Below are 17,210 nucleotides of genomic sequence, written 5' to 3'. Positions count from 1 at the left end.
TGAATGATCGTCTCTGGACTCGGCGCCTGGTCGAGCGGTGTCTGTGTTCGGAAGTTGGAGCCAGCCTGTGGGCAGCCCTGTCCGGAGTATGTGTTCAGTGACCGCGGTGGTCAGTCACCCGGGTACATGTTCAACAGGGTTCGCAAGAAGTCCGCTGAACTGAACTTCCCGCCGGCAAAACCCTTGATTCCGCACTCGCGCACGCAGCACGGCTAGGGTGGTCCACCATGGCCAACTTGGATCGCCGAAAAATGATGATGTTGTCAGGTCTGGGCGTGATGGCAGCGGCAATACCCGCCCCGCAAGCCCAGGCCCTCCCGACCAAGCCCCTGACACCGCCTGTTCCCGCGCCGTCGGCGCCACAGGCGACAGTGAACTACGTGTTCGCGGACGAATTCGACGGGGCTGCCGGCTCGTCGCCGAATACGTCGAAATGGACCATCGCGAAGGCCCGCGAGACCATCAAGGACCCCACCTACTGGGAGGTCCCCGGCCGTATCGGGCAATACCGCGATGACCGCAAGAACGCCTTCCTCGACGGCAAAGGGAATCTCGTCATCCGCGCCACGAAGGAAGGCGATACCTACTACGGCGCCAAGCTGGCGAGCGTGTGGGAGGGCGGCGCCGGGCACACGTGGGAAGCCCGGATCAAGTTCAACTGCCTGACCGCGGGCGCCTGGCCGGCCTTCTGGCTGGGCACCCTGGGCGAGGGTGAACTCGACATCGTCGAGTGGTACGGCAACGGCAAATGGCCGTCGGCCACCACCGTGCACGCCAAGTCCAACGGCGGCGAGTGGGAGACCCACAACATCGCTGTCGACACCGGCTGGCACACGTGGCGCACCCAGTGGGACGCGAACGGCGCCCGGTTCTGGCAGGACTACACCGAAGGCGCGAAGCCCTACTTCGAGGTGTCGGCGAGCCAGCTGCCCGACTGGCCGTTCAGCCAGCCCGGCTACACGATGTTCGTCGTCTTGAACCTCGCGGTCGCAGGTTCGGGCGGCGAAGACCCCAGCGGCGGCACCTACCCGGCTGACATGCTCGTGGACTACGTCCGCGTCTGGTAACCGCCGTAGCGCAACCGCTACTTCGGCGTGATGGTCTCCGCGAACGTGCCGTCACCTTTGTTCAGCCAGCTGATGGTGCCGTGCTGAAATTCAGTGATCCAACCGCCGTTGGCCCCATCCGGTCCGCCGCCGGTCTCGTCTTCGTCGCCGGTCGGGAAGCCCAACTGCCCCGCCGGGCCACCGTTTGCGGTGTAGACCCGCAGGATCTCGCCCTGCACCACGTGCGCGCCGGTCGACGGCGACGAGAAGATGGTGCCGTTGGCGAATGCCTGCACGGTGCCGTCGCCCACCTTCTCCGGTAGCGCTGTCGGTAGCCCCAGCTTGGCTTCGCCGCCGGCATCGGAGTACTCCTCGGCGATGGGAGCGTCGAGTACCACCTCGCCGACACCCGGCGCATTCACCGTGCTGGGTGCGCCTTCGACAGCCGACGAGACCGCGCTCGAAGCGGAGCTGGCGCCCTCCTTGGCCTTGCTCGTACCGGCATCGACGGCCGACGACGCGGCACTCGTCGCGCTGGACAAGGCGTCCTTGGTCTGGTCTTTTGATTCCTCTGAGCATGCGATGGCAGCCGCCCCCGTGATGGCGAAAGCTGCAGCCAGCGCACCTGTGCGTTTGATCAGCTTTTGATCCATTTTTTGAACGTAACACCGCTGTGGGCGCCTCATCAGCAAACGCCGGGATCCTTGGACATCGCAGGCCGCGGCTATCGTGGGGTAACGGCGAACGGAGGGCAGATGAGCTCGGGGACCCAACTCGACCGCACCGGTGCTGCGACAAGCGTGGCCGAACACGCTGACCGCTTCACCATCGACGTCGACGGCAGGACGGTCGGGCTCGCCGATTTCCACGACCGTGACGGGCAGCGAATCTTTCCTCATACCGAGGTCGACCCACAGTTCCGTGGCCGCGGGCTGGCGACGATCCTCATCGCCGAAGCCTTACGTTCGACGCGCGCCGCGGGGCTGCGCATCGTGCCCACGTGCTGGATGGTGGCCGAGTACATCGACAAGCATCCGGAGTATGCCGACATCACCGACCGGTGAGAATGCTGTTCAGCGCTGCGCGGACCGTGAGTCGGTGCCGACCAGAGTCATGATGGCTTCGGTCAGCCGGTCCAGGTAGTTGTCGTCGGCGTCGACCTGCATGACCGATTGACGCCAGTACAGCGCTCCCCCGATCATGTCGAGCGCGACATCGATGTCGGCGTCATCGGCGATCTCGCCGCGCACACGGGCCCTCTCGAACAGCTGAGCGGCCTTGAGGCGGCGGGGTTCTCGGATCCGCGGGGCCATCGTGGCGCCGTAGTCAGGATCACGCGCCACCTCGGCGAGCAGGTCCGGGATGATGGTGCGGGCCAGGCGATGTGTGAGGGCCGCCCGGCCGTTCTCCAGATAGGCCCTGATGTCGCCCCGCAGCGTCCCCGTATCAGGAACATCGATCGCCGCGACCGCCACCTTGGTGACCAGGTCGGCGGCCAGGTCCTGCTTCGACTTCCAGCGCCGGTAGATGGCGGCCTTACCGACGCCGGCCCGCTTGGCCACCGCGTCGACGGACAGCCTGCCGTAGCCGACGGCGGCCAGCTCCTCGAAGAACGCCGACTCGATCGCGGCGGTCACGTCGTCGAGAAGAACGGGACCGCCGGAGGTCCGGCGCGCTGCTGTGGCCACGGGTCGATTCTACGAGACGGAACGGTTGCGTTCCGTTTAATCGCGATCTACTCTAATCGAGACGATGCAGTTCCGTTTCGTTAAGGAGGAGCCATGAAATTCCTGTTCGCCGACGAGTCGTTCTCGTTCGAAACGCTCCGTGCAGCCGGATACGCCAATGCCGGCGGCGCCGATCTGGGCGAGATCCTGGTAACTGCCCGAGCCATCCCCGAGGGTGACGAGGCCGCCTGGCATCGCGAATGGAAGGCAACCGCGCAGCGGGTCGAGGCCCTCGGCCGCCAATCGTTGGCCGCCGGTCACACGGTCAGCGCACGTGAGGCGCTGCTGCGAGCGTCGAACTACTACCGCACCGCCGAGTTCTACCTGCGCGAGAACCCCGCCCATGACCCTGAGGCCGAGGAACTGTTCAACCGCTCACGCGAGACATTCCTAGAATCAATGTCGTTGTTCGACTTCGGTTTCGAACGCATCGCCATCCCCTACCAGGACACCATGCTGCCCGGGTACCTGTATCTGGTCGACGACTCCGGAGTGCCCCGCCCCACGGTTATCTTCAACGGTGGGTACGACTCCACCCTCGAAGAGTCCTACGTCGCGCTCGCGGCCGGAGCCCTGGTGCGCGGGTACAACGTGCTGGCATTCGACGGACCCGGCCAGGGCGCCACGTTGCGTGAGCAGGGCCTGACGTTCCGGTCCGACTGGGAGGCCGTGCTGACTCCGGTGGTCGACTTCACCCTCAGCCGCCCCGAGATCGCGCCAGAAGCGATCAGTGTCTTCGGCTACAGCCTCGGCGGCTATCTGGTGGCCCGCGCAGCAGCCTTCGAGAACAGGCTCGCCGCCGTCATCCTCAACGACGGTGTCTACGACTTCCACTCGGCCTTGACCAATATGATGCCGCCGTTCCTGTCCAAGTGGGTCGATGAGGGCAATGACGAGGCCGCCGAGGCGGTAATCGGACTGCTGATGGCCGTCAATACCCAGACCCGCTGGGCGGTGCGAAACGGGCTGTGGGCGTTGGGAATCGACTCACCCGCCGAGCTGGCCCGGGCTTTCAAGGCCTACACGATCGCTGACGTGGCCGACCGCATCACCTCACCGGTGCTGGTGCTCGACGCCGAGAACGACCAGTTTTTCAAGGGTGAGCCGGTGCGGGCGGCCGAGGCGATGGTCAACGCGAAGACCACCCTGGTGACGCTCTACGAGGCCGACGGTGCGGGTGAGCACTGCCATATGGGTGCCGCATCGCGCGCGAATCAGGTCATGTTCGACTGGCTCGACGAGCAGTTGGGCACTCAAGCTTGAGGGGTCACCAAATATTTCTCGCCGGTGGCCTTCTGCAGGTAGCTGTTGAACGCCTCGGGTTTGAGCATGCCGGCCAGTGAGACCTCTTGGGTGTACGCGCTCGCGAACGTCGTGGTGAGTTCCGCGGCGACGCGGGCGCGCAGCCGGGCGATGGTCTCGGGGCCGGCGCCGGCGAGGAACGGGGTGAGCAGCCAACCCCCGACGCCCCAGGCCATTCCGAAGTTTCGGGTCAGCACGGTGGGGCCGGTGTCGAGGCTGCCGTAGATGTACACCTGCTTGTGGGCGCTCGACCCGTAGCGGGAGTACTGCGCGGCAGTCGCGTTGGCGGCCCGCTCCATGCCGTTGAGGATCTGGCTCGCCAACGTGCCACCGCCGGTGGCGTCGAACGCCAGCGTCGCCGACGTCGCCTTGAGCGCCTCGAAAAGTTCCGTCTCGAACGACGGCGACGACGAGTTGCAGACATGGACCGCGCCGAGGCCGCGCAGGATCTCTTCCTGCTCGGCCTTGCGGACGACGTTGACCAGCGGTACCCCGTCGGCCAGGCACGCCTTGACGAGCATCTGGCCGAGGTTCGATGCGGCGGCGGTGTGCACCAGAGCCGAATGTCCTTCGCGGCGCATGGTTTCCAGCATGCCCAGCGCCGTCAGCGGGTTGACGAAGGACGACGCGCCCTCTTTGGCGCTAGCCCCCTCGGGCAGCACCAGGCACGCCTCGGCCTTGACCACCCGGTACTGCGCGTACATCGCGCCACCTGCGATCCCGACTGTCTTGCCGAGGAGCGCTTGCGCCTGCGCCGACTCCCCCGCCGCCACCACCGTGCCCGCGCCTTCGTTACCCACCGGAAGCGAGATGCCGACGCGTGCCGCCATCCCGGCCAGCGCCCCGTCGCGCAGCGGCACGGTGACGACAGGACGGTCCGAGGTGCCAGCGACCGTGGCCGCCGACATGTCGGCTGCGCTGGGAATCAGCAGACCCAGATCCGACGGGTTGATCGGCGAGGCCTCGACCCGGACCACCACTTCGTCCTGCGCCGGAGTGGGCACTGCAACCTCGTGCAGCGACAACTCGAGTGTGCCGCCCTCGGTCACCAGCGACCGGAGTTCCAGAGCAGTCTTGGGCAGGGCTTCGGTCATGGTTGAACACTACGTCCGGCGCCGCCCTCGCGGCCGTGTCCGCGTTGAGTTCCTCGAGATTTGGTGCAGCTGAGCTTCGGTGACCCGGGTGAGAATGGAGTCGGCAGATTGGGGGCGGCGTGGCGTATACGGTTTCGAGGATTCGCGATTCAAAGCCCGACGTCCTGAGCACAGCGGCCAGCGATGCCGAGACTTCAGCGCAACGCGTCAATGCCCAGATCATCCAAGGCCGCGAGCAGATGAACACACTTCGCGAGGACTGGATCGGTACGGCGTCGGACGCCGCCGGCAAACAGTACGGCGAGCTCATCGGGTATCAACAGGCCTACCGCGAGACGTTGGCGACTTTGCAGGAGACACTGAACAAACACGGCCCCAAGCTCGTCGACTACAAGGCGAAGGTCGATGCCGCGGTCAAGCGGCACTCTCAGCAGTGGGCCGACAAAGGTTTCGCCAAATTCCTCCAGGAGTACTTCACGCCAACCGACGCCGACCCCAACCCTTTCGAGACCAACGCCGGCGGCAGCGACGGCGGGTACCACTAATGCGCCGCCTGTTCTGTGTCCTGACGATAATGGCTCTCGCTCTGCCACTCAGCGCATGCTGGGCCTTCCATGGGGATCCGTTCGCGACGTCGCTCCCGTCGTCAAATTTGGGATTGCGCGTCACGGACGGGAAGCTGCGCGTCTGGACCGGAACGCCGTGCGCAGGGACCACTCGGGTCGTCGTCAGGTTCACCGCTGCGGAAAGCGATGCGCCCGAGTTGGTGTTGTACACGCCCAGTGTTGCGGAGGCGGCCGGGCTCGTGCCCGGTGTCAACTTCGAGTACTTCACCCTTGGCGGCCCCTACCCCGGCTTCAGCGTCAAAGACTCCCTGCCATCGGGATTCGACTGGCGCACAGCACAGAGATTCTCTTTCCAGGTCGATGGCCCGCCAGTCGCCCGGGGGCTCGGCACGGTGGATTTCGCTCCGATCGCCGCTGAGATCAGCGAACACTCGGCAGAGCACCCCCAAGACACCTACTACTTCCCCAGGATCGGCTGGCTCAACCCTGCCCAAGTCGCAGCGAAGGACGGCAAGGAGTTTCTGACAGTCTGTACCCCTGACCCCGCGAAGCGGGAGTCCGAAGAGTCGGTCGTCGGAGTGCGCGTCACCGACGGCGCTCTCCGATTCTGGACAGGCGCGCCCTGCCCCGTCGACGACGGGGTAGTCATCACCTTCCAACCGGGACAAGCCGAAACCATCCTGCAGAAAAAGGGCTCTCCGCGCACCGACATCGAGCGCATCTCCCTCGACCGGCCGGATCCCGAATTCACCGTCACCCGTCCACTTCCCCACGATTTCGACTGGCGCACAGCCCAATCAGTGCTCCTGCGACTGTTCGACACCGAGAAACTGCGCGTCCACGACCGCAACCTCGTGTGGAGCAAGTCCACCCAACTCGCCATTCCGATCGCCGAGTCCGCGCAACATCCTCCTGACACCTATTACTTCGAAGGACAAGGCTGGCTGAACCCAGCCGACGTCGCTGCCCGCGACGGCATCTCGATGCAGACGATCTGTGGCAGGAACCCGTGAACGACCTGTCTACCAGCGCCACACCAAGTGCAACCGGCCATGTTCGATACCCGCATCCGAGGCCGCCAGTGTTGCGCTTCCTGTGCTCGATCGTGACAATCATTGCTGTCACCATGGCGTTATCCGGATGCGAGAGCTACCACGGCAAAAGTCCGTTCGAAACATCGCTGCCATCAGCGAAATTCGGGGTGCGCGTCACCGATGGACAACTACACCTCTGGACCGGATCGAAATGTGAAGGTACTACCCAGGTCGTCGTCAGATTCAACTCTCAGGGCACCGGCGACAAACAATTGCGGCTCAATACGCCCAGCTATATGGACGACGACGGGCTGACACCTGGAGTCGAGTTCGACCACCTCACCCTTGATGGGCCGTATCCCGGCTTCAACGTGAAAGACTCCTTGCCACCGGGGTTCGATTGGCGCAGAGCGGAATTCATCGATTTTGAAGTTGCCGGTCCTCCCTATGCCCGGGGGATCGGCGGGTTGCAGTTCACACCAATCGCCACTGAGATCACCGAGCATTCAGCCGAACACCCCGAGGACACCTATTACTTTCCCGACCTCGGATGGCTCAACCCGACCGAGGTCGCCGCGAGAGACGGCAAGGAGTTCCTGACAGTCTGCACAGCTGATCCCGGCAGGGGTGAGGGCATCAAGGCGGCCGTCGGAGTCCGCGTCACTGACGGCACTCTCCGATTCTGGACAGGCTCCCCATGTCCGTTCGACTCCGGGGTGATTCTCACTTTCCAACCGGGACAGGCCGAGGCGATACTGCGGAAAACCGAGCATTCCAGCGAGGACGTCGAATACCTCAGCTTGGGTGGCAACGATCCGGAATTCACCGTGACGCATCCGCTGCCATCGGACTTCGACTGGCGCACAGCCAAGTCGGTGCTGTTCCGACTTGTAGAAACCGACAGGGCAACCAACCGAAGCAACCAACTCGTGTGGAGCAAGTCCACCCAACTAGCCGTCCCGATCAGCGAGTCCGCGCAACATCCCTCCGATACCTTCTACTTCGAAGGCCAGGGTTGGCTGAACCCAGCCGATGTCGCCGCCCGCGACCGCACATCGATGCACACAATCTGCGGTGAGTAGCGCCGGCTACACCGAGCATTTGTCCCCGGTGAACAGATCACAAGTCGTCTGTATGCCGTTGAGTACGCCGGCGGGGATCGCGGAGATGAAGTCAGTGGCGCTGATGGCGCGCAATGACGTGAGATCAGTGGCCTTTTGCGTGCCGATCAGCACCGCCACGGCGTCGCCCTTGTCGGTGGAGATGGTGAACGAGTCGTCGCCGTCGCCGTACTGCCCGGCACAGTCGGTGTGGCACGTCCCGGTGGTGGGGTCGATCTTCTCGTCGAACATGTCGTTGATCCACCCGGCGGACAGCTCACGCACGGCCAGCGGGTTCTGCGGCTGCGGGAACCCGGCAATGAGGTACGCGGCGGCTTGGATCAACGGGTTGCCGCCCTGCATGGGGTCCATGTGCACGCCGCCTTCGAGCACGACGCCGGTGAACTGTCCCGGTCTGGCTTCCGTGAGCTGGTCGTTGACGTCGCTGAACACGTTCAGGAAATTCAGCGGCGCACCGATCTCGTAGATCGGGATGTAGTCGTTGGGATCGTCGTCGCCGGGGTCGGCCGTCCCGTTCGTCTCCAGCTCGTCGAGCCGCTCCATGGCGTCGGGAATGATCGAGCCCATCGGCACCGCGTCGTAGATCACCACGCCGGCAAGGTCGTTGGGCGCATCCAGCCCCTGATCGCGCCGTCGGGTCAAACCCTCGGCGTAGTACCCGGCTACCCCGGGGGCGAACCCGCCGCCCAGCGAGTGCCCGACGAGGACGAACTGCATCGGCACATCGAGATTCTCGGTGCGGCCGGCCTTCAGCTCGGCCGTGTCCATGCTGGCGTTGAGGGCGGTGCGCTCAGGATCGAGGAACAGCTGGGCGACCGCCTCATGCAGGTTGTCGCCACCGAGCCACATGCCGTCGGCCTCGAACGGATTCGACGTGAACGTGGTGGTGACGACGATGCTGTTGGTCGACTGCGCCAGATAGGAAGCCGTGTAGCTGTAGAGCGGCCCATTGGCCAGGAAGCCGTGCTGCAGGTAGATCAACCGGGTCGGTGGCTCACCGTTGGCGGATGTGGGGAAATACCAGTTGGATTCGACTTCGTGGCCTTCGGAGATGACCAGGGTGGAGGTGCTGACCTCGACCGAGTCACGCAGACCCGGCGGGACCACCGGGTCGCCACCGACGATTCGTTCCAGGGCGGCGACGGTATCGAACACGACTCCGGTGATCACCGACAGCGGCTTGGGATAGTTCTGCGGTTCGGGATTGAGCGTCAGGGCGCCGAGGCTGCGGATCACATCGTGGATCGCCTCGATGGGGTCCGGTCGCGCTGGAGTCGCTGATTCCTCGGAGGCGCGCAGTGCCGTAGCGATCTGCTTGGCGCGCAGTTGCGTTGGCTGCCTCAGCCGCCATTCCGGCGTGCTCGCACGCTCCGGCGCGGCGGCGAGTGCCGGTCGAATCTTGATCGGCAGCCGGGCTCGGACCTCTGCGGTGCCCGGCACCTTCCCGGTGACTTCGCGGCTCACGTCCTCAGCGGCGTCGCGGGTGGCGGCACCTAGGTCGTGCACCGCCTTCCGAGCGTCGCGGGCCGAGTCCCGAAGTAGGGTGCGCGCCTTGGTCCGGACGGAATCAGCGGACTGGCGCGAAGACTGGCCCGACTCGTCGGTGTGGGCCGCGCGTTGTCTGGTGTCGGCCGTCGGCCGCTGTTTCGCCGCGCGCACGGTCCGCTGGTGAGTCTGTTTGGCGGAATTGGTCTGGCTCGCCGATGGCTTTCTGTCCTGCTTCGACCCGCCGTCGTCGTCGGCGTGAGCGGCACCCGCCCCGGCGAGCACAGCCGCCGAAAATCCCGCCGTGAACACCCCGGCACCAACCCACGCCACTACTCGCGTCATTCTTCCCCCCGTTACATCGACGCCGACCTCTGTCACGCTAGCGGGAGGCCCCCGGTTTCCGGATGCGATTCGGCGCCGCAGTTGAACTGGGCAATAGTCGAGTAGCGCACTACGCGTTCCCTTCCGCCCACCACGGCGCATCGTTGGAACTTCACCGGATGAGTGGGGGCCGAGATGGCTGACAGCGTGACCGTCCTGCAGGACGTAGGGACAGGGTTGTTCAGTTTCAAGAAGACGCTGGCGATTCTCGGCGACGGCTTCGCGGCGGGCGCCGACCAGACGATCTACAACAACTACGTGCGTGACGTCGTGATGAAGCAGGTTTTCGGGGCGGCCAGCTACTACAACGAAGACGCCGCCGCGTGGAACATCCGGCGCGTCAACCTCGAATCGAAGCACTCAGGTGCGAGCGAACGCACGTGGAACGACGCAGGGACGCCGACCGACATCTCCGATGACACCTCCACGGACAGCATCTTCGACACCGCGCTGAACATCATCGCCAACGGCGCGTGGTGGCACAACTGGTTCGAGGACGGGACCGGTACCAGTACCCGAATCAGCAACGCGATCAACAAGTGGGCCCCGGGGGCGGATTTCACCCTGATCATCGTCAACTCGAAGAAGCCGGGCGGATTGCGCACCGGCACCACCCTCAAAGTCACGCTGAACGAGGGTTGGTCAACCATCGCCCACGAATTCGGGCACGGCTTCGGCAATCTGGCTGACGAGTACAGCGCCAATGGTAAGGGGGCCTTCACCGATTCCGATCCGGGCAGGGTGAACGTCACGCTCGAAACCAAGCGTTCCAAACTCAAATGGAACAACTTCGTCAATCCCTCGACGCCGGTACCCACCGGTGTGGGAGCGGCCGCCGGTTGGACCGTCGGCACCAAGCCCGCCGGGTGGGATGACGCCTCCGACGCCGGTTTGTTCGAGGGCGGCCACACGTTCGAGACCGGGATCTACCGTCCGGTGATCGACTGCCGCATGAACAGCAACGTCCCGGATTTCTGCCCGGTCTGCTACACCGAACTCAAGAAGAACTATCGCTTCGCCGCCGACCACGACTTCCGCAAGGCGGTCCCGGGGCGGTTCACCTCCGCTGTCGGTTCGGAATTCATCGTCCCCGAGAATCGCGCGTTGACCGTGTACCGAGCCGACGGCAACCGGTGGGAACACAAGAAGACCACCGCCGCAGCGGTCCCCGGCATCTGGGCCATCCGCCCCGGCGATACCTACCTCGCGGCGGACTTCGACGGTGACGGCCGCGACGAACTGGTTGTGTTCAACTCCACCGACTGGGTTTTCCCGTATCTGGCGTTGATCAAGGTGAACACCGACGGCACGATGCGCGTGCTGGCCCGCTACGACGGGGACATCCCCGGGTGGGGTGGGTTCGCGCGCAACGATCGGCTGATCGCCGGTGACTTCAACGGCGACGGAAAGGTCGACCTCCTGATCTACAACTTCGACGACTGGTCGACGCCCTATGTGGCGACGTTGATGTCGACCGGCACCGGATTCACCCAGAGCCGCCGCTACGACGGCGACATCCCCGGGTGGGGCGGGCTGGCCCGCCACGACCAGATCTTCGTCGGCGATTTCGGGGGCACCAACCACGACGACCTGCTCATCTGGAACGCGAAGGACTGGAGCAGCAGGTACCTGGGCCTGTTCCGGATGAGGCGTGGAGCGTTCAGCTGCATCCGGTTGTGGGAGGACGACATTCCAGGCTGGGGTGGATTCGCCGAGCACGACCGATTCATCGTCGGAGACTTCAACGGTGATGGGAAGGACGACCTGTACCTCTTCAACGGTTCTGACTGGGCGAACCCGTACCTGGCGATGTTCCGTTCCACGGGAAGCGATTTCACCCGGAGCCGAATGTTCGACGGCGACGTCCCCGGCTGGGGCGGGATGCGTCAGGGTGACCAGTTCCTGGCCGCCGACCTCACCGGCAGCGGGAAGGTCGGGCTGTTCGCCTGGAACATGGTCGACTGGTCGCACACCTACGCCGGGCGGATGATCTCCAGCGGCGCCAACCTGTCGGCAGACTTCCGGGAGGACTGGATCGGCGAGTGGCACCTGGGCGCATCGAACGTCTTCAACCGGGTACCCACCTATGAGCGGTTCCGTCCACCGGTGGGCGAAGGACGCCGGATACTGCCCGGCCCGATCATCCTGCGCGGTCCAGACCGTGTGCTGGTGCACAACCGTGACTGGCTGGGCACATTCCGCGGCGTCCAGCCGCTGAGGCTGAACTGCATCTACAACAAATGGGTGCACAACTACCGGTACGGCAGAAACTGGTGATGGAGACCAAGATGACTGATTCGACTGAACGGCCTTCGAAGAACCTGCGCCGGCGACGGCCGTTGGGCACCACCATCGACGGGTTCGCCCGCGGTCAGGCCAAAGACGGCGGAACGCTGTCGGCGCTGCGCAGGGAGCAGACTGGCCGTAGCAAGCCCTCGGTGACAGCGTCGCAGGCGCTGTACGGCCGTGGCACCACCGCGAAGAGGAAATGGGGTCCGCAGGTGGCACCGGAACCCGAAGCGGGCGATCAGACCCGCAGTGTCCGCCTTCGTCTGCAGGTCCGCCGCGGCCGAATCACCGTGCTGGACAGTGCCGTTGTCGAGGCCCCTGCTCCGAATGAGGCTGAGGTGCGCGGCTCGACGTTTCTCGAGGTGCGCGTCGGCGATCAGGTGATCGCGCTGCAGCCGTTGATCGACCCCGGGCTCAGCATCGGCATTCCCGACCCGGCGGATTCGGCCGATGACTTCCGCGGGCACCGGGTCGTGCGTGAATCCAGCTGGGAGACTGCGATTCGCGTCCCCCTCGAGGCACTCGCCACCTTCGCCCCGAGCGATCTGTCGATCTCGATATTCGAAGTACCCGAACACCTGGTGCTCGACGCACGCTCGTCGCGGTCGGTCGCCTCGCGGGTGCGGGCCACAACGGAGTTGGCGCGCAGTTCACAGCTGCGGGCCCGGGATCTCCCCGACGGGGTGTTCGGTGGATCCGGGCGCAAACGACCTTCGCGAGAGTCCTAACCGAGTTCGAGCGAATCTCGCGACATCCGGAAATAATGTCCACTGCCGGTGTCGGTGCAGGTGACGCCTGCGGGTTGCGACTCGCACTTCATCGGTCCGGCCGAGCGCGTCTGACCGTACGCCAGCGTCGGCATTCCGTTGTCGAAGATGGTGTCGCCGTGGCAGTGCACCTCGGGCGCGCTACCCGGTTTCAGGCTGACGCGGTCGCCCCAGTCCAGGTGGCAGTCCGCCGGTTTGGCCGGCGGGTTGTAGGTGTGGTCCCGGATCTCGCAGACGACGCCGTTGCTGCCATCGAAGCCGTTCGGGACCAGGCACCAGATGTTGCCCGACGGGGTGACGAACTTGGGTGGCGCAGGGCAGGCGTTCGCGGTGGCAGGGAGGGCGATGAGGGCCGCCGCCGCGGTGACGAACGGGATGAGGTGACGCGGTTGTGTGCTCATGGCATTGAGCATGCGGGGACCGTCTTGCGGAATTCTCAATGGAATCTCGTGCTGAGTTCGTCGGCGGTTGCGGCCGGTTCGGCGACGAGTTCCACTCCCCAGGCCAGCGCCGCACCTCGCCGCATGGCTGCGGCATCGCCGCTGGTCAGATACGCCCTTGCGGCCATTGGGCCAGCCTGTGCGGAGGGATGGCGCGCGGCGATCGCGGCGGCCAGTCGCTGGGCCGGGTCGATCAGCGTGGCGTCGGGCAAGGCGTCGGCGAACCAGTCGCTCACGGCAGGATAGTGGGTGCACGCCAAGACCACCGCGTGGGCCCGCTGCAGCGGGCCCACGATCCGGCGCAGGTCGGCGACGAACCCCGGTGAGCCGGTGCTGCCCGCCTCGATGTGGGCCGACAGCGGTTGCGCCACCCGGGACAGCACCTCGCGGCCGGGCCGGGCCAGCCCGCGCCGATAGCAGCCGCTGGCGATGGTGCGTCGCCCGCCGACCACGCCGACGGGTCCTCGGACGTGGTCGGGCACCGACGCCAGGCCGTGACCGATGATGCCCTCCACCGGAACCGGCGCCCGGCTCAGGCGCGGAGCCACCGTGCTCGCCGCATTACAGGCAAGCACCACTTCGGTGGCCCCGCGGCCGGCGAGCTCGGAGACCACGGCGTGGAGCCGGGCCGTCAGGTCCGCGCTGCGCATCCGGCCGTAGGGCGTGACTCCGGCGTCCGACCAGTACAGCACCGGCAATCCGGGCACTTGCCGGTCCAGTTCGCGCACCAGCCCGATGCCTCCGATGCCCCAGTCGACGATGCCGAGGCACGCAGGCGGCGTCATGGGTAGGTGAGCGGGGCCGTGAGCCCCTTGTCGAGGGGTCCGGAGTCGAAGGCCATCACCCGTTGTGACGGCGTCGCGGTCAGCAGCCGCAGCTGTGTGCCGGGGAACCGACTGGCGAAGTACCAGCGGTACTCGTGCTCAGCGCGGATCGGATTGTGCCGCAGCATCTCCCGCCATGCGGGATGGCTGGTCAAGGCGGTCAGATCGGCGGCGAACTGCGGTCGGGCCCGACGGGTGCGCACGTGCTCGAGCGCCGACCGGGCCAGCACCGGGAGTTCGCGAACCCGCATCGGGTGCTCCACCATGTCGACCACCCAGAGCCGTCCGCCGGGCGCCAGTACCCGGCGGATCTCGGCCATCACCGGATCCCAATCCAGGTACCGGAACGACAGAAAGCAGATCACCACGTCGACGTGATCGTCGGGGAGGTCGAGCTGCGGACCGTCGACAGCTGTGAACCGCAGCCGGGAGCGCTGCCTACCGCGGGTGCGCGCCTGGGCGAGCATGCCCGAGGAGATGTCCACGCCGATGCCGAAGTCGAGTACGCCGTCGTCGTCCAAGGCACGCAACAACGCACCAGTGCCGCAGCCGATTTCAAGTATCCGCAGTCCCCGGCCGAGTTCGGCCCGGGCAAGGGCGGCGCGTTCGGATATCCACCGCCACTCGGTGCCGCGCACCCTGATATCGGCGTAGGCGCGGTCATAGAGCTCGGCCACCGGATCGTACGAGCCGACAGCACCGGCGGGTTCGGGCATGCTGAGCACCGGTGGCTGTGCTGCGGCTCCGAGGTACTTGCGAGCGGCTCCCAATGGCCCATGCGACTTCCGTCCCGGCGCGTCGATCAGATAGAGGTCGGAGCGCGACGACGGGCGACGGCCCGCCCAGGAGAACCGGTCCTTGCGCGTCGACACCGTGGTGTAGTTGCGGTTTCCGAACGCGGGTACACCGAACACGTTGGCGAAGAACGGCGCGAACCAGCGTGCGGTGCGGCAGGCATGAAAGTAGGCGCGGCCCGTGGCGGTGAACGGGATTGTCATCGACCGCCATTCGTGCGGTGAGAACTGCTCGGGCCAGTCGGTCGATCCGAACATCGGGCCGTACATTCCGGAATGGCTGATGAGGTGCAACTGGTCGATGACGCGGCCTGCCTCGGTCAGTCGGGTGAGCTGCGCGGTGAAGTCGGCCTTGTGATGCAGGCCGGACACGATGATCTCGGCATCGGGATGGGCGGCGGTCAGCTCACGCGCCATGGTCGCCGCGGCCACCGCGAACTCTGCTGATCCACCCCGGTAGTGCGTGGTGTGGGCCACCCAGATCACCGGTGCAGCCGGTGTTTCGGGGGATATCCGGGCGAACGGGACGCGTGGGTGCGGCTCTCGCGGAATCCAGGCTCCATAGTTGCCGACCAACTCCAACATCTCGGAACGATCCAGATCGAACACCCGCATGCTGGTCGCGGGCGGACTGTAGAAATGCAGGGTCAATCCCCCATCCAAGCCGGCCATATCGTGGATCACGTCGCGGGTGATGCTCGTGACGTCGCCGGTGTGGTGCTCGGTACTGCTGACGACGGACAGCCGTGGACCGTCCCAGTCGAACCGCCGCTCCTCGAACCGGCCCTGCAGGACGATGACGAAACCGCCTGCCCCGCCATGGTCGTGGGGTGCGCAGCGTCGTCCAGGTCGCCACCGGGCCAGCATGATCTCGACCGCGTCATCGACGCGCAGGATCGTCCGGGAGTAGGGCTCACCATCGTTGGGGACGGCCGCCATCGCGGCCAACGCCGGCCGCACATCGGCGACCCTGGTCAGCAGGTCCGGCCCCGGGACCTCGCCCCTGACCGCGACGCCGGCCAAGTCGTCGAGCAGCGAATCCAGCCCGGCAGCGTCGTCGTACCGGGCGGGGAGGTGCGAAATCGTGGTCATGCCGAAACGATGACGCCGACACCTTGCAGGATTCTCAACGGATCCTTGCGGTAGCGCCGCCTGGCGTCACAATGGGATGCGGACCGCGCCGAACACCGGGAAGGCAAGCGATGGGTGAACCTCGTGTCGGGTTCGGCCTGTTGGGCCCGCTGCAGGTCACCGTGGACCACGCGACTGTCGCGCTGGGTACGCCCAAACAGCGTGCGGTGTTGGCATTCCTGCTCATCAATCGCAATCGGGCGGTCAGCACCGAATCGCTGATCGACGCCGTCTGGGACGGGGAACCGGTACCCGCGGCCCGCGCCACAATCCACACCCACGTGTCCAATTTGCGCCGTCTGCTCGGGGTTGGTGAGCCGGAGGCGCCCGCGGCGCTCGTCAAAGCGGCTCCCGGTTATCGGCTCAACGTGGCCGCCGGCAGTTGCGATCTGGACCGGTTCATCGCCGAGAAGTCCGCGGGGATCAACGCCGCCGCGGCCGGACGGTTCGAGTCAGCCGGCACACACCTGGCCGCGGCTCTGGCGCAATGGCGCGGCGACGTCCTCGAGGATCTCCGCGGATTCCGATTCGCCGACACCTTTGCCGCGGCCCTGACCGAGGACCACGTGCTGGTACACACCAGCCGCGCCGAGGCCGAGATCGCCTGCGGGCGCGCCGCAACCGTCATCGCCGACCTCGAAGACCTCGTCGCCAGGCATCCGTACCGCGAACCCTTATGGGCTCAACTGATCACCGCCTACTACCAAGCGGAGCGACAGTCCGATGCGCTGGAAGCCTACCGGCGCGTCAAATCGGTACTGGCCGAGGAACTCGGCATCGACCCCGGGCCCACGCTCAGCGCTCTGCATGCGCGGATCCTGCGTCAGGAGCGCCTCGACATCCGGCAGGTCGCCATGGCCACCGCGGCACGTACCGTCAGTGCCGGACGCACCGCCACCAGCCGAGGTGCGACATCTGCCGCGCTGCGTGATGCCGCCGGACACCGATACCCGTTGAAGCCGAACGTCACCCGGATCGGCCGGTTGCCCGACAACGACATCGTGCTCGACGACGCCGAGATCAGCCGCCACCATGCCGTGATCATCGACACCGGAAGCAGTTTCGTCATCACCGACCTGCAGTCGGCCAATGGTGTGCAGGTGCGGCAGGAACGCATCCACCCCAGCGCCACCGTCGGCGATGGCGACCCCATCCGCATCGGCGGACGCAAGTTCACCTTCGAACTTCAAAGCGCTGCACCGTGAC

Annotated in this window: 16 protein-coding genes; 9 read left to right on the top strand and 7 right to left on the bottom strand. The window is 65.8% G+C overall.

What is annotated here, in order from left to right; all coding sequences use genetic code 11:
• The first annotated feature begins 227 nt into the window (after positions 1-227).
• Entirely contained in the window at positions 228-1,067 is an 840-nt protein-coding gene (locus AB0876_RS04680) for a glycoside hydrolase family 16 protein (RefSeq protein WP_064879518.1), read from the top strand.
• Positions 1,068-1,084: 17 nt separating this feature from the next.
• Here AB0876_RS04680 and AB0876_RS04675 read toward each other — a convergent pair whose 3' ends face one another.
• Positions 1,085-1,699: an LGFP repeat-containing protein gene (locus AB0876_RS04675; protein ID WP_526041353.1), complete on the bottom strand. Its 615-nt coding sequence runs from the start codon at positions 1,697-1,699 to the stop codon at positions 1,085-1,087.
• 102 nt (positions 1,700-1,801) lie between these two features.
• Between AB0876_RS04675 and AB0876_RS04670 the strand changes: the two genes are divergently transcribed.
• Entirely contained in the window at positions 1,802-2,110 is a 309-nt protein-coding gene (locus tag AB0876_RS04670) for a GNAT family N-acetyltransferase (protein WP_499047278.1), read from the top strand.
• A gap of 9 nt (positions 2,111-2,119) precedes the next feature.
• Here the strand turns inward: AB0876_RS04670 and AB0876_RS04665 are convergent, their stop codons facing one another.
• Complete coding sequence (locus tag AB0876_RS04665) at positions 2,120-2,734, bottom strand: TetR/AcrR family transcriptional regulator (protein WP_491839752.1); 615 nt, start codon at positions 2,732-2,734, stop codon at positions 2,120-2,122.
• A gap of 93 nt (positions 2,735-2,827) precedes the next feature.
• On the opposite strand from AB0876_RS04665, the gene AB0876_RS04660 reads away from it, so the two are divergent.
• The gene (locus tag AB0876_RS04660; RefSeq protein ID WP_526041352.1) at positions 2,828-4,036 is read left to right on the top strand and encodes an alpha/beta hydrolase family protein; all 1,209 of its coding nucleotides are present in this window, start codon (positions 2,828-2,830) and stop codon (positions 4,034-4,036) included.
• Here the strand turns inward: AB0876_RS04660 and AB0876_RS04655 are convergent.
• Positions 4,027-5,169: a zinc-binding dehydrogenase gene (locus tag AB0876_RS04655; protein WP_526041351.1), complete on the bottom strand. Its 1,143-nt coding sequence runs from the start codon at positions 5,167-5,169 to the stop codon at positions 4,027-4,029. The two genes, AB0876_RS04660 and AB0876_RS04655, sit on opposite strands and share 10 nt — an antisense overlap.
• Before the next feature lie 119 nt (positions 5,170-5,288).
• Here AB0876_RS04655 and AB0876_RS04650 point away from each other — a divergent pair, with 119 nt between their 5' ends.
• From AB0876_RS04650 to AB0876_RS04640, 3 genes are all read left to right on the top strand, one after another.
• Complete coding sequence (locus AB0876_RS04650; protein ID WP_526041350.1) at positions 5,289-5,714, top strand: WXG100 family type VII secretion target; 426 nt, start codon at positions 5,289-5,291, stop codon at positions 5,712-5,714.
• A gap of 113 nt (positions 5,715-5,827) precedes the next feature.
• Positions 5,828-6,748 (top strand): hypothetical protein, encoded by a 921-nt coding sequence (locus AB0876_RS04645; RefSeq protein ID WP_526041349.1) that lies wholly within the window; start codon positions 5,828-5,830, stop codon positions 6,746-6,748.
• Entirely contained in the window at positions 6,745-7,851 is a 1,107-nt protein-coding gene (locus tag AB0876_RS04640; RefSeq protein WP_526041348.1) for a hypothetical protein, read from the top strand. The genes AB0876_RS04645 and AB0876_RS04640 overlap by 4 nt, the downstream gene beginning before the upstream one ends.
• Before the next feature lie 6 nt (positions 7,852-7,857).
• Here AB0876_RS04640 and AB0876_RS04635 read toward each other — a convergent pair whose 3' ends face one another.
• Positions 7,858-9,720, bottom strand: coding sequence for a hypothetical protein (locus AB0876_RS04635; protein WP_526041347.1), 1,863 nt, complete (start codon positions 9,718-9,720; stop codon positions 7,858-7,860).
• 174 nt (positions 9,721-9,894) lie between these two features.
• Between AB0876_RS04635 and AB0876_RS04630 the strand changes: the two genes are divergently transcribed.
• A complete protein-coding gene (locus AB0876_RS04630; RefSeq protein WP_526041346.1) occupies positions 9,895-12,036 on the top strand; it encodes a M64 family metallopeptidase in 2,142 nt (713 codons plus the stop codon).
• An 11-nt stretch (positions 12,037-12,047) separates the two neighbouring features.
• Positions 12,048-12,776, top strand: coding sequence for a hypothetical protein (locus AB0876_RS04625; protein WP_491839760.1), 729 nt, complete (start codon positions 12,048-12,050; stop codon positions 12,774-12,776).
• On the opposite strand, the gene AB0876_RS04620 is transcribed toward AB0876_RS04625, so the two are convergent.
• The 3 genes from AB0876_RS04620 to AB0876_RS04610 are packed head-to-tail and all read right to left on the bottom strand — an operon-like array spanning position 12,773 to position 15,965.
• The gene (locus AB0876_RS04620) at positions 12,773-13,216 is read right to left on the bottom strand and encodes a DUF6636 domain-containing protein (RefSeq protein WP_491839761.1); all 444 of its coding nucleotides are present in this window, start codon (positions 13,214-13,216) and stop codon (positions 12,773-12,775) included. The genes AB0876_RS04625 and AB0876_RS04620 overlap by 4 nt on opposite strands.
• Before the next feature lie 35 nt (positions 13,217-13,251).
• Positions 13,252-14,040 carry a glutamate racemase gene (locus tag AB0876_RS04615; protein WP_491839762.1) on the bottom strand — a complete coding sequence of 263 codons (789 nt, stop codon included), beginning with the start codon at positions 14,038-14,040 and terminating at the stop codon, positions 13,252-13,254.
• The gene (locus AB0876_RS04610) at positions 14,037-15,965 is read right to left on the bottom strand and encodes a methyltransferase domain-containing protein (RefSeq protein WP_491839763.1); all 1,929 of its coding nucleotides are present in this window, start codon (positions 15,963-15,965) and stop codon (positions 14,037-14,039) included. The genes AB0876_RS04615 and AB0876_RS04610 overlap by 4 nt, the downstream gene beginning before the upstream one ends.
• A 110-nt stretch (positions 15,966-16,075) precedes the next feature.
• On the opposite strand from AB0876_RS04610, the gene AB0876_RS04605 reads away from it, so the two are divergent.
• Positions 16,076-17,209, top strand: coding sequence for an AfsR/SARP family transcriptional regulator (locus AB0876_RS04605; RefSeq protein WP_491839764.1), 1,134 nt, complete (start codon positions 16,076-16,078; stop codon positions 17,207-17,209).
• The last annotated feature ends 1 nt before the right edge of the window (position 17,210 follow it).

The organism is Mycobacterium sp. NPDC049093, assembly GCF_040704635.1.
Taxonomy (GTDB): Bacteria; Actinomycetota; Actinomycetes; order Mycobacteriales; family Mycobacteriaceae; genus Mycobacterium.
The sequence above is the reverse complement of the archived record's forward strand: the minus strand, read 5'-3'. Positions and strand labels throughout refer to the sequence as shown.